This window comes from Octadecabacter temperatus (genome assembly GCF_001187845.1).
Lineage (GTDB): Bacteria > Pseudomonadota > Alphaproteobacteria > Rhodobacterales > Rhodobacteraceae > Octadecabacter > Octadecabacter temperatus.
The window spans coordinates 2,895,813-2,907,500 of sequence record NZ_CP012160.1; the positions used below are offsets into that span (position 1 = coordinate 2,895,813).

Genomic DNA, 11,688 nt, shown 5'->3' on the forward strand with positions numbered 1-11,688 from the left:
GCGGCGGCTTTAGGAAATCAATGAAAAACGGTTATTTTGCACGAAATGCGCGTCAGCTCGCACGAATTGCACCAACCTGCGACGCAAGCGCGTCTTGGACGTCCTTGAGCTTAGAGCGACTGACAGGCGCAGGGGGCAAATCGGCCCCTGCAAAGACACAGCGCCCTTTGTCCTTTGTCCGCTCGAACCGCGATACGTGGACCGGGTTCACAAGATAACTGCGGTGGGTTTGTAGAAATCCGGCAGGCAATAGCCGTTTTGTCGCCTCGGCAATCGGCCACGCGCAAAACAACCTTTCATCTTTGGTATAGACTTGGGTGTAGTGACCATCTGCACGGACAAACACGACATCGCCTTGCGTCAGGTAAACCTTTCCTCCGTCCCTCTCACAGGGAAATTGCAACTGCGGGGACTGGTTTTGCCCGTCTGCCATGTCGTCGCCCAGAGTGCCCGTTGGCGCGATAAAATAGGTTACACTGACCCACAAACACGCCCCGAAGATCACGAAGCTAAAGAAGATGACACCCAACGCGAGGGTCTCATTACTCATGGACGGGCCAAATTCCGCACCGCTGGGAACTGCCACAAGGTTGGTACCCGCCATCGCCAAGAAGTGGACCGAGCAAACCGCGACAGCGAAACACAACGTCCCAAGGGCAATGTTCCGATTTGTGCGTTTGCCATAGGCGACCCAGAAGGCCAAAATGCAAAGCCCTATGGCAACAATGGACGACACGGCCACGCCTAGGGGCGAATAGATCGCTCGGCACAGCTCTAAGCCCGCCATCCCGATGTAATGCATAACCAAAACACCGACGCCCACGATCCCACCTGCCAGTGCAATTGTGGCCCGCGTTCGTTCGGCAAAGTGCAAAATAATGAGCGCCGCCCCAACGATCAGTATTGCCGTCAAAGCAGAGACCAGCGTGATTGCAGCATCATAATAAAACAGTATCGGTAGCTGCATTCCCAGCATCGCCACAAAATGCATTGCCCAGATTCCACCGCCAAGGGCAACAGAAGCAAGCGCGATAAGCGCCTTCTTGTGAAACACCGGCTTGGTCGAAAGGTCACGCGTCATCGACAGACCGGTAAAGCCAGCCGCCATCGCTACGACACAGGCCATCACAATCAAGAACGTGTCATGGTCGACTTCAAGAAATTCCATTGTGCTAACCTGACCAAAAAATGTGCGCATTGCAAACGACGCTTTCCCAACGCAACACCGACCGTTTCAGGCAAGCCATTTCTTAGCAATCCAAAGGGGTATCAGCTTTGTGAATGACTGAGCGCTGGCATCTGTTGCGATGTGAATTGGCCATTCGTAAGCATATGAGCGGGTATTTGTGGCCGTCCTCGGTACTGTACAGGATGTAGGGAAAGCGATTTTGCGCAAGCTTGTATCAGGGCAATTTCATTAAAGAATTGATCTCGGAAACCGAGTATCTTTCCTTTGACGTGAAAGGCGCTTGCAAAGCCTTCAAAGAATGGAAACATGCGCTTGATGACAAGTCCCGAGGTCTATCTGCAAAACTAAGCAACGCAATCTTCCATCCCGCCAGCCAAACCGCCCCCAATCAGGAACGGTTGAAGCCAATGTTCACGCAACAACGCACTTCGTTTCCACCCGAACAGGACATCCACAATGAGCCAATACGCCCTCACCGTTACCTGCCAATCGAAGCGCGGCATTGTCGCTGCGATCGCCAATTATCTAGCAGACAATGACTGCAATATTACCGACAGCGCACAGTTCGACGATAAGGAAACGGGAAATTTCTTTATGCGCATCAGCTTTGAAACGGCCTCTGACGGTGACCTTGCTTCTTTGTCCGCAAAGTTCGCAGATTCCGCCGCGCCTTTTGACATGGCGTATCAATTCCACGATGAGGCCGAAAAGATGAAGGTCGTCATCATGGTCTCCCGTTTCGGCCATTGCTTGAATGACCTGCTCTACCGCTGGCGCATTGGTGCATTGCCGATTGATATCGTCGCGGTAATTTCTAACCACATGGATTATCAAAAGGTCGTCGTGAACAACGACATCCCGTTTCACTGCATCAAAGTCACAAAAGAGAACAAGCCAGAGGCCGAAACACGGATTATGTCTGTGGTTGATGACGCGGGCGCCGATCTGATTGTTCTAGCTCGATACATGCAGATTCTATCTGACGAGATGTGTCAGAAAATGTCCGGCAAAATCATCAACATCCACCACTCCTTCTTGCCAAGTTTCAAGGGCGCGAACCCATATAAGCAGGCCTATGAGCGTGGTGTTAAACTCATCGGAGCAACGTCGCATTATGTGACGGCTGATCTGGACGAAGGTCCAATCATTGAGCAAGACATCGTGCGCGTGACCCATGCGCAATCGCCAAATGACTACGTGTCGTTGGGCCGCGATGTCGAAAGCTCGGTCCTTGCACGTGCAATCCACGCCCACATTCATCGCCGTGTATTCATCAACGGCAGCAAAACAGTGGTATTCCCCGCATCACCTGGCTCCTTCGCATCCGAGCGAATGGGTTAACGAAGACGCCCGCGGATACGATCGCGGGCGTTCCTTTCTACAAGGATTTTCGGGAAATCAGCTCAACCTTTCCGCGTTTGTTCAAGTGTGTGTCCTATCGTTCACGACTTGGTTCTTCGCGCCGTCAGGATTGGCAAGACGATCAGGCCAGCGGCGATTACCAGTAGTCCCAGTGTCATTGGCCGCTCAAGAATAAACGAAACGCCACCGTACAACTGCATCGACCTAGAGAAGTTGTCTTCCATCATTCCGCCCAAGATGAACCCGATCAACAAGGGAGGCAGCGGGAAGTTTGCAAATTTCAACGCAATTCCGCAAACCCCGAAGCCAACCAAGATCAGCAATTCGGTTGCGTTGTTTTGCCCGATGTAGGCGCCCATCAAAGTAAAGAACAAGATGAACGGGATCAGGTAGTTCCGTGGAATTGCCAACAGCTTTGCAATGTACGGAATGAGCGGCAGGTTCAGGATCAACAAAACAAGGTTGCCGATGAACATAGACATGATGACGGCCCAGAAAATTTGTGGCTCATCGACCATAAGGCGCGGCCCTGGTGTAACATTCAATGCAATCAACGCGCCAAGCAGGATCGCTGTGGTTCCTGACCCGGGGATACCCAACGTCAGCAGCGGAACAAACGAACCCGTACAAGCAGCGTTGTTGGCTGTTTCTGGCGCGGCCAACCCTTTGATAGACCCTTTACCAAATTCTTCTTGTTCGGCCTTTGGCGCGATGTTGCGCTCGACCGCATAGCCCAAGAAGGACGCAATCGTAGCACCTGCACCTGGCAAAACCCCAATGAAGAACCCTTGTAAAGATTGGCGTCCGATAACGGGCGCGATGGCGCGTGCTTCGGCGCGTGTAATGCGCAGATCCTTAATCTCGCCGCCATCGTCCCCAAGGTTTTTTGGTTTCAGGACAAGGAAAACTGCTTCTGGAAGGGCAAACATCGCCATTGCCAAGGTAATAAACCCAAAGCCGGACTGAAGATCCATAATGCCTGCGGTGAAGCGTGGCATGTTGAACAATGCGCCCTCGCCCACTGTGGCCATGATCAAGCCAAGCACAGTCATCATAACCGCCTTGGTCACCTGACCCGGGCCGGCAAAGGCCGCAATCGCAGACAGTCCTACGACCATCAGCGCGAAATACTCTGCCGAATGGAATAGCAACGCCACGGACGACAACATTGGCGCAAAAATCATCAACAGAATCGCACCGATCGTGCCACCCGCAAAGCTTGCAATGGCCGCGATGGTCAAGGCTTTACCGGCTTTACCTTGTTGGGACATCGGGTAGCCATCAAACGATGAAGCCACTGTTCCTGCCACACCCGGTGCGTTCAAAAGGATTGACGACGTCGACCCACCAAAAATCGCACCGTAATACACACCCGCCAACAGGATCAGCGCAGCTGATGGATCACCCATAGAAATCGCGACTGGGATCATGATCGCAATGATCGACATCGGGCCAAGGCCCGGCAACATGCCAATGAATGTCCCGATCAAACAACCGCCAATGACGACCAATAGGTTCTGCAAGGATAGGGCCGTTTGCAGGCCAATCAGAATACCTTCTAACATTGCTCTACACCCCCATGAAGAACGGCAGTGGGCGCAGGAAGATGCCGAGCACCTCTTGAACCAGATACCAAACTGCACCCGTCGCAATCAGCGCAACAGGCACCATAACGTGCCATTTTCGTTCGCCTAGAATGAACGAACCAACAATAAGAAAGGCCGAGGTAGAGAACACAAATCCCATTGGGCGCAGACATAGGGCGTAAACAACCATCAGCCCTAACAGGAACAAGGCCTGCCCGATGAAGTAGTCGCCCAAACGACGGTGATCGATATCGCCGATCTTCTCCTCGCCCTTCTCAAGCCCGAGCAAAATGACGAGCGAGGCAACGATGCCAATGATCGAAAGTACTTTCGGGAATGTGCTAGGCCAGATCGGATTTCGACGCATGAAAGGCGCAAGGCTACCGTCCATCGTGAACCACGCGGTGTACCCATAAACGATGCAGATGCCCAACAGGACAAGTGCGATCCAACGATCTAAGGCCATCAGCCTACCCCCAATTTTCAGAAAAGAAGTGAGGCAGAGCGGACGCGCCGCTCTGCCAAAAGGTGCCTCGCTTAGAGGAAGCCCAATTTTGTCATCAGATCACCAATGACTGTTTCCTGCTCTTCGAGGAACGTTTGGAAATCATCACCTGAGTTGTGGATGTTGACCCAACCGTTGCGGGCGCGCACTGCTTCCCACTCTTCGGTGTCATACATCGCAGCAATCGCGTCTTGGTACGCCGTCAGCTGCTCTTCCGGCAGGCCAGGAACCGCAAAGAAACCGCGCCAGTTGACGAAGGTTGTATCGATGCCCTGCTCCATCATGGTCATGGCTTCTGGTGCCGCGTCAACGCGAGCGTCTGATGTCACACCGATAATTTGAACTTCACCCTGATTGGCCAGATCGACCGCTTCAGAGAAACCAGTGGAAAGTGCTTTGATTTCACCAGACAGCAAAGCCGCCATCGCGGTACCACCAGCGTCGTATGGGATGTAGTTCACACCCAATGCGTCACGGCCGGATGCTTCCATAACCATCGCAGCAACAAGGTGGTCCATGCCACCTGGAACCGAACCGCCACCAATTGGTGTGCCAGCTGGGTCTGCGTCGAACATGGCCAAGAACTCTTCCATGTTGGTCACGTCACTACCCGCAGGTACAACGATTGCAGCATAGTCACCGATCGTTCCTGAAACCAATGTTAGGTCACGGAAGTTATGCGGGAAAACGCCTGTAAGCGAGCGGATCACGATTGGGGTCGAGTTGACCATCAATGTGCCGTGGTTGCTGTCTGCATTTTCGATCATGTAGCCAATCGCAACGCCACCGCCGCCACCAGACATGTTTTCATATGTTGCCGTGCCGACGATGCCAGCTTCGGTCAAGGCTTCACCGGTTCCGCGGGCTGTGCCGTCCCAGCCGCCACCAGCGCCGCCAGGAATAATGAAGTGGATATCATCCAGGACTTGGTGGCCATCAGCGAAGGCTGCATTGCCAAGACCCAAGGTAGCAACCGCAGTTGCAATCAGGGCGCGACGGCCCATTTTCATCGTTGTCATGTTCTTCTCCCATTTGGTAGCCGTCTCCCACGGCCCCTGCGGATACCAAACCACAACAACCTGACACGGACCTGTCACGTTCAAATTCGGATAGCTAACACCAATGAAATACCTTCTTGTCGAGGACAACATGGACCTAGCAAACGCGATTTCATCGCGCATCCGCCTCGACGGTCATATTGTTGATCACGCTGCGAAAATCGCCGACGCGACCGCCTTTGCATCGACGGGTGATTACGACCTAATCCTGCTCGATATTATGCTGCCCGACGGGGATGGTCGCAGCTTCCTAAAACAGCAACGTGCGGCCCAAAACGACACCCCAATCATCGTTCTGACAGCCCGTAGTCAGGTGTCTGATCGAATCAGTATGTTGGATTTAGGGGCCGACGATTACGTCACAAAGCCCTTCGACCATTCCGAATTACAGGCTAGGTGCCGTGCCGTATTGCGTCGAAAATCGGGTTCTGCGCAGTCCGTTCTGACGGTGGGCGACGTTGAATTTGACACCCTCGCAGGCCACCTCAGCGTCAAAGGGCAAAGCATCAACCTTCGCAATCGCGAACTGCGACTGCTGGAACTTCTGATTACGTCCAAGGGGCAGGTGTTCTCGAAACAGAAGCTGGTTGATCGGCTGTTCTCATACGACGATGACGTATCTGAGAACGCGATTGAGGTGTATATTGGTCGCCTACGCAAACATCTCGAGGGGTCGCGTGTTCAAATCAAAACCCTGCGTGGATTAGGGTATAGGCTGGATGATGACGGATGATGTGAACGTCTCTGGATCGTTACGAAACCGTTTGGCATTGATCCTGACGGGCGGCGCTGCTGTGTTAGCCGCGATACTGTTTGTCGTCGTTCGCGCACTTGCAACACAGGTCGCCCAACAAGGCCAAGACAACATTCTCAATGCGTCTATGTCCTCCATCTTGGACACCGCCATTATCCGTGATGGGCGTGTGACATTGGACTTCCCCTATTCATCTCTGTCCATGCTGGGCACCAGCGCCGATGACCGCGTTTTCTACGCAATTTACGAAAATGACAGTTTGTTATCCGGTTACGGCGACCTTCGGACGCCCGACACCACGTCGCATGACCATAACCAATTCACCAACTCCACGTATAACGGTGATCCCATTCGCATTGCGACCGGCGCCCGTATTTTGATTGGTTCGGACGGTCCACGCACAGTTTCAGTTTCCATCGCACAAACTCAAGACGCCTTGTCAGATACGTTGAATATCATCTCACGCAATGTCGCGTTGATTGGGTTGGGCTTTTTCGTTCTGTCTTCCGCTCTCGCACTTTGGGCCGCATCCGCGACCAGTGGCCAGCTGCACAGGCTCACGCGATCAGTTACGCGTCGTGGCCCCCAAGACCTAAGTCCCGTAACCAAAGAAGTCCCCAGCGAAATGGGGCCGCTGGTAGGATCGCTCAATACTTTCATGTCTCGCCTGAACCATACGCTAACTCAATCCGAAGACTTTATCGCTGAAGCCGCCCACAGGATTCGAACGCCGCTCGCGACTGTTCGCTCGCACGCCGAAGCAACGCTTCAGCGGGTTGAACACTCCGAAAACCGGGCAGCCCTGCAATCCATGGTCCGTGCGATCGACGAAAGCAGCCGTGCCGCTGGCCAATTGCTGGACCATGCGATGGTAACGTTTCGTGCCGAGAACCTCGAAACCGAAGACGTCGATCTTGTTGAGCTTCTGCGTGAACTGGTTCAACGCATGACACCAGTCGCTGACATGAAAGACATCACCATTACCCTGAACGCTGATGGCCCTGTAGTTCTGTCTGGGGATGCCATCTTGTTGCAAAACGCCCTGCGTAACCTGATCGACAACGCGCTTAAATATGCACCTGCTGAAACAGCAGTCGTAATCAATGTGTCTGCCACACCAGAAATTAGCGTCAGTGTTATGGATGGTGGTTCAGGCTTCGCTACAGATGAAATCACAACCCTGTCAGGGCGGTTCGTACGTGGCAAAGATACAGGTAATAAAGTGGGGTCGGGTCTCGGCCTAACAATCGCTAAAGAAGTCACAACCGCACATGGCGGAACAATGTCCTTACAGAACAGATCGGAGGGCGGCGCATGCGTTACCTTGCACTTCTAGCCCTGTGCCTAGCGCCACTGGTCGCTATTGCCCAGAACTGGGAAGATCGGCAGGTTTTCGGTGCCGGAAACACGGGTGCGCCACTACGCATCCTTTCCAGCACCGACGCCTCGTTCTTCACACCCATCATTGAAGACTTCATTGCGTCCAATCCATCCGCCTCCGTCGAATACCTCGTCACTGGAACGGCTGATTTGAATAAAATTTTTCGTGAAACACCGAACGACTTCGACGTCGTCATCTCTAGTGCGATGGACCTGCAACTGAAACTCGCCAACGACGGTTATGCTGCCCGTCTGCAGGATGTCAGCCACCCCGAGTGGGCGCAGTGGCACGACAGCCTGTTTGCATTCACGTCCGAACCGGCAGCGATTGTTGTAAACCGCGGTGCCTTGGGCGATCTGCCCATTCCCAACACCCGCCAAGACCTAATCCAGTTGATGCGAAATCATCCCGACCACTTTCGAGGACGTGTCGGCACCTATGACGTCCGCCAGTCGGGATTGGGTTATTTGTTTGCGACCCAAGACGCCCGCGCATCCGAAACATTCTGGCGCCTTACCGAGGTCATGGGCCGCATCAATGCGCGCCTCTACTGCTGCTCAGGTCAAATGATCGACGACCTAATCGCAGGCGATCTGTTCATGGCTTACAACGTTTTAGGAAGTTATGCGCAGGTGCGTGCGGAAACCTCTAACGAGCTATTGGTCATTTTGCCGTCTGAATTTCCAACCACAATGATGCGCACCGTTTTGGCATCACGTACGGCTGAAAATCCACAAGTCGCCGAAGACTTCATCCGTCATCTTCTAACGTTACAGGCTGCAGGGGACCCATCAGACTTCCCACTTCCTTCCCTTTCACTTTCCGAAGCAAATGATGGCCAAACAACCATCGCGCTTAATCCCGCATTGATGACTTACCTGGATCAAATGAAGCGCGATGATTTTATCCGCGAATGGGAAGACGCGATCGTGCAGGATGAGTAACGAGCAAGCGTTGAAACATGAAGATCATACACGATGTGCATATGGCTGCGCGCCAGCCCGCAACAAAGGCACCTGCGGCAACCGCAAATTGATCAAACGCGAGCGCTTCGAAGCCCGCATCTTAAAGGGCCTGAAGCACAATCTCTTACACCCAGACCTCATCGCCGAGTTTACGGCAGAGTATCAACGCGATTGGCACTGCCTGCACAACGAGACCACATCGGAACGCTGCACCTGAGAGACAGAGCTCAAGACCACGACCCAGTAGATCGTCGAGGCCATCACCGTGGGGATGTTTCACGCGTCGATGAAGTCCAAGAAGGACGAGCTCGAGACCCGTAAATCGAGTTCACGACAAAGCTAGACTCTTGCCCGCGCAAGAGCTCATTCTTCTGCACCTGGCCCTCGCAAACGTGTAGCTGAGTAGAATCTTTGCTCTGACTGCGAGGCTGAACGATAGCACGGAACGCCTTGAAGCCTCGGAGCGTCTAAGAGGTTTGATTTCGGAAGTAAAACTACACCCTGACGAGAACGCAGATGGGGGCTATATAATTGAACTAAATGGGGAAATTTTTGCGACCTTGGATCTAGAGGCCCTAGAAACGACAAAACCCACCGTTTTACGGGTGGGTGTCGGTTTCAATGGTTGCGGGAGTAGGATTTGAACCTACGACCTTCAGGTTATGAGCCTGACGAGCTACCGGGCTGCTCCATCCCGCGCTACCTAATCGTAATTTTGTCATCGAAGAGAGATACAAACACTCAATAGATCGAATTCCTTATTAGGTTTGGCAGTGACTTACTCTCCCACGTCTTAAGACGCAGTACCATCAGCGCAACGGTGCTTAACGGCTGGGTTCGGAATGGAGCCAGGTGTTTCACTCGTGCTATGACCACCAAACCAAAAAAGGAATTCGATACAATCAAGTGTTGTCCAAGTCAGCGTACGCTGAACTGTTGTGTGTGTAATGTGTGACTTTCATCAATCTGTATGACAAGGCATGCCTTGCTTCTACTGGATCAAATCAAGCCTATCGGACCATTAGTACCAGTCAACTGAATGCATTGCTGCACTTACATCTCTGGCCTATCGACGAGGTAGTCTACCTCGGTCCTCAGGGATATCTTGTTTTGAGGGGGGCTTCCCGCTTAGATGCCTTCAGCGGTTATCCTGTCCGTTCATAGCTACCCAGCACTGCCGTTGGCACGACAACTGGTCCACCAGTGGAACGTTCACCCCGGTCCTCTCGTACTAGGGGCAACTCCTCTCAAATATCCTACACCCACGGAAGATAGGGACCGAACTGTCTCACGACGTTCTAAACCCAGCTCACGTACCTCTTTAAATGGCGAACAGCCATACCCTTGGGACCTGCTCCAGCCCCAGGATGAGATGAGCCGACATCGAGGTGCCAAACACTGCCGTCGATATGGACTCTTGGGCAGTATCAGCCTGTTATCCCCGGCGTACCTTTTATCCGTTGAGCGATGGCCCTTCCACTCGGGACCACCGGATCACTATGACCGACTTTCGTCTCTGCTCGTCTTGTCAGACTCGCAGTCAGGCTGGCTTCTGCCATTGCACTCAACGACCGATTTCCGACCGGTCTGAGCCAACCTTCGCGCGCCTCCGTTACTATTTAGGAGGCGACCGCCCCAGTCAAACTACCCACCACGCAGGGTCCCGGATCCGGATAACGGACCGCGGTTAGATATCAAACAAAACAAGGGTGGTATCTCAAAGGAGGCTCCACAATAACTAGCGTTACTGCTTCAAAGCCTACCACCTATTCTGCACATGTTGTGTCTAATACCAATGCGAAGCTGTAGTAAAGGTGCACGGGGTCTTTCCGTCTAACCGCGGGAAACCTGCATCTTGACAGGTAATTCAATTTCGCTGAGTCGATGTTGGAGACAGCGGGGAAGTCGTTACGCCATTCGTGCAGGTCGGAACTTACCCGACAAGGAATTTCGCTACCTTAGGACCGTTATAGTTACGGCCGCCGTTTACCTGGGCTTCAATTCGGAGCTTGCACTCCTCCTTTTAACCTTCAGGCACCGGGCAGGCGTCAGACCCTATACGTCGTCTTGCGACTTCGCAGAGCCCTGTGTTTTTAGTAAACAGTCGCCACCCCCTGGTTTGTGCCCCCAGTCAATACTTGCGTAGAAACTGGGCCTCCTTCTCGCGAACTTACGGAGGTATTTTGCCGAGTTCCTTCAACATCGTTCTCTCAAGCGCCTTGGTATTCTCTACCAGTCCACCTGTGTCGGTTTAGGGTACGATCTAATGATGGAGCTATTTCCTGGAACCTCTAAGCAGCCCTTTCAATCCAATAAGGAAGAACTACCCTCGAGATCCGTCACTACCATCTGGCCCTGGAATATTAACCAGGTTCCCATCGACTACGCCTTTCGGCCTCGCCTTAGGGGTCGGCTTACCCTGCTCAGATTAGCTTTAAGCAGGAACCCTTGGACTTTCGGCGACAGGGTCTCTCACCCTGTTTGTCGCTACTCATGTCATCATTCTCACTAGTGATCTCTCCACCGGATCCCTCACAGGCCGGCTTCATCGAAAATTCCTTGCGTCCAATACTTCCCGAAGGAAGTTAAGGACGCATGGAATTATTTCACACTACGCTCTGCTACCATGCACTATGTGCATCCTAAGCTTCGGCTCATGGCTTGAGCCCCGTTACATCTTCGCCGCAGGACAACTTATTTAGACCAGTGAGCTGTTACGCTATCTTTAAAAGATGGCTGCTTCTAAGCCAACTTCCTGGTTGTTTTGGTCGTCCCACCTGCTTTCCCACTTAGCCATGAATTAGGGGCCTTAGCTGTAGGTTAGGGTTGTTTCCCTCTCCACTACGGACGTTAGCATCCGCAGTGTGTCTGCCATCTAGTACTCCCGG

The 11,688-nt window shown here is 52.9% G+C and carries 8 protein-coding genes, 1 tRNA gene and 2 rRNA genes (1 of these 11 cut by a window edge); 4 read left to right on the plus strand and 7 right to left on the minus strand.

Features of this window, described 5'->3' with window-relative positions:
* Positions 1 to 52 precede the first annotated feature (52 nt).
* The gene (locus OSB_RS14560) at positions 53 to 1,168 is read right to left on the minus strand and encodes an MHYT domain-containing protein (RefSeq protein ID WP_049836196.1); all 1,116 of its coding nucleotides are present in this window, start codon (positions 1,166 to 1,168) and stop codon (positions 53 to 55) included.
* Between the two features lie 477 nt (positions 1,169 to 1,645).
* Here OSB_RS14560 and purU point away from each other — a divergent pair, with 477 nt between their 5' ends.
* Positions 1,646 to 2,530 (plus strand): formyltetrahydrofolate deformylase, encoded by an 885-nt coding sequence (gene purU, locus OSB_RS14565; protein ID WP_049835677.1) that lies wholly within the window; start codon positions 1,646 to 1,648, stop codon positions 2,528 to 2,530.
* Between the two features lie 101 nt (positions 2,531 to 2,631).
* Here purU and OSB_RS14570 read toward each other — a convergent pair whose 3' ends face one another.
* The 3 genes from OSB_RS14570 to OSB_RS14580 all read right to left on the minus strand — a co-directional run bounded on the left by OSB_RS14570 (position 2,632) and on the right by OSB_RS14580 (position 5,661).
* Complete coding sequence (locus OSB_RS14570; RefSeq protein WP_049835678.1) at positions 2,632 to 4,116, minus strand: tripartite tricarboxylate transporter permease; 1,485 nt, start codon at positions 4,114 to 4,116, stop codon at positions 2,632 to 2,634.
* 4 nt (positions 4,117 to 4,120) lie between these two features.
* Complete coding sequence (locus tag OSB_RS14575) at positions 4,121 to 4,603, minus strand: tripartite tricarboxylate transporter TctB family protein (protein ID WP_049835679.1); 483 nt, start codon at positions 4,601 to 4,603, stop codon at positions 4,121 to 4,123.
* Positions 4,604 to 4,674: 71 nt separating this feature from the next.
* The gene (locus OSB_RS14580) at positions 4,675 to 5,661 is read right to left on the minus strand and encodes a Bug family tripartite tricarboxylate transporter substrate binding protein (protein WP_049835680.1); all 987 of its coding nucleotides are present in this window, start codon (positions 5,659 to 5,661) and stop codon (positions 4,675 to 4,677) included.
* Positions 5,662 to 5,764: 103 nt separating this feature from the next.
* Between OSB_RS14580 and OSB_RS14585 the strand changes: the two genes are divergently transcribed.
* From OSB_RS14585 to OSB_RS14595, 3 genes are read left to right on the plus strand one after another with little or no spacing between them, the layout of a single operon-like run.
* Positions 5,765 to 6,433, plus strand: a complete 669-nt coding sequence (locus OSB_RS14585) for a response regulator transcription factor (protein WP_049835681.1) — start codon at positions 5,765 to 5,767, stop codon at positions 6,431 to 6,433.
* The gene (locus OSB_RS14590) at positions 6,423 to 7,790 is read left to right on the plus strand and encodes a sensor histidine kinase (protein ID WP_049835682.1); all 1,368 of its coding nucleotides are present in this window, start codon (positions 6,423 to 6,425) and stop codon (positions 7,788 to 7,790) included. Before OSB_RS14585 ends, OSB_RS14590 begins: the two co-directional genes overlap by 11 nt.
* Positions 7,769 to 8,779, plus strand: coding sequence for an ABC transporter substrate-binding protein (locus OSB_RS14595; protein WP_049835683.1), 1,011 nt, complete (start codon positions 7,769 to 7,771; stop codon positions 8,777 to 8,779). Before OSB_RS14590 ends, OSB_RS14595 begins: the two co-directional genes overlap by 22 nt.
* Before the next feature lie 643 nt (positions 8,780 to 9,422).
* Here the strand turns inward: OSB_RS14595 and OSB_RS14605 are convergent.
* From OSB_RS14605 to OSB_RS14615, 3 genes are all read right to left on the minus strand, one after another.
* Positions 9,423 to 9,499 (minus strand) — tRNA-Met (locus OSB_RS14605).
* Between the two features lie 66 nt (positions 9,500 to 9,565).
* Positions 9,566 to 9,680: ribosomal RNA gene (gene rrf / locus OSB_RS14610) — 5S ribosomal RNA — on the minus strand.
* Positions 9,681 to 9,800: 120 nt separating this feature from the next.
* Positions 9,801 to 11,688: ribosomal RNA gene (locus OSB_RS14615) — 23S ribosomal RNA — on the minus strand; it runs 946 nt beyond the window's last position.

Excerpts from the sequence above, each read along its gene's own strand:
- OSB_RS14560 (WP_049836196.1), bottom strand. The coding sequence starts at position 1,168 with ATGGAATTTCTTGAAGTCGACCATGACACGTTCTTGATTGTGATGGCC.
- purU (WP_049835677.1), top strand. The coding sequence starts at position 1,646 with ATGAGCCAATACGCCCTCACCGTTACCTGCCAATCGAAGCGCGGCATT.
- OSB_RS14570 (WP_049835678.1), bottom strand. The coding sequence starts at position 4,116 with ATGTTAGAAGGTATTCTGATTGGCCTGCAAACGGCCCTATCCTTGCAG.
- OSB_RS14575 (WP_049835679.1), bottom strand. The coding sequence starts at position 4,603 with ATGGCCTTAGATCGTTGGATCGCACTTGTCCTGTTGGGCATCTGCATC.
- OSB_RS14580 (WP_049835680.1), bottom strand. The coding sequence starts at position 5,661 with ATGACAACGATGAAAATGGGCCGTCGCGCCCTGATTGCAACTGCGGTT.
- OSB_RS14585 (WP_049835681.1), top strand. The coding sequence starts at position 5,765 with ATGAAATACCTTCTTGTCGAGGACAACATGGACCTAGCAAACGCGATT.
- OSB_RS14590 (WP_049835682.1), top strand. The coding sequence starts at position 6,423 with ATGACGGATGATGTGAACGTCTCTGGATCGTTACGAAACCGTTTGGCA.
- OSB_RS14595 (WP_049835683.1), top strand. The coding sequence starts at position 7,769 with ATGCGTTACCTTGCACTTCTAGCCCTGTGCCTAGCGCCACTGGTCGCT.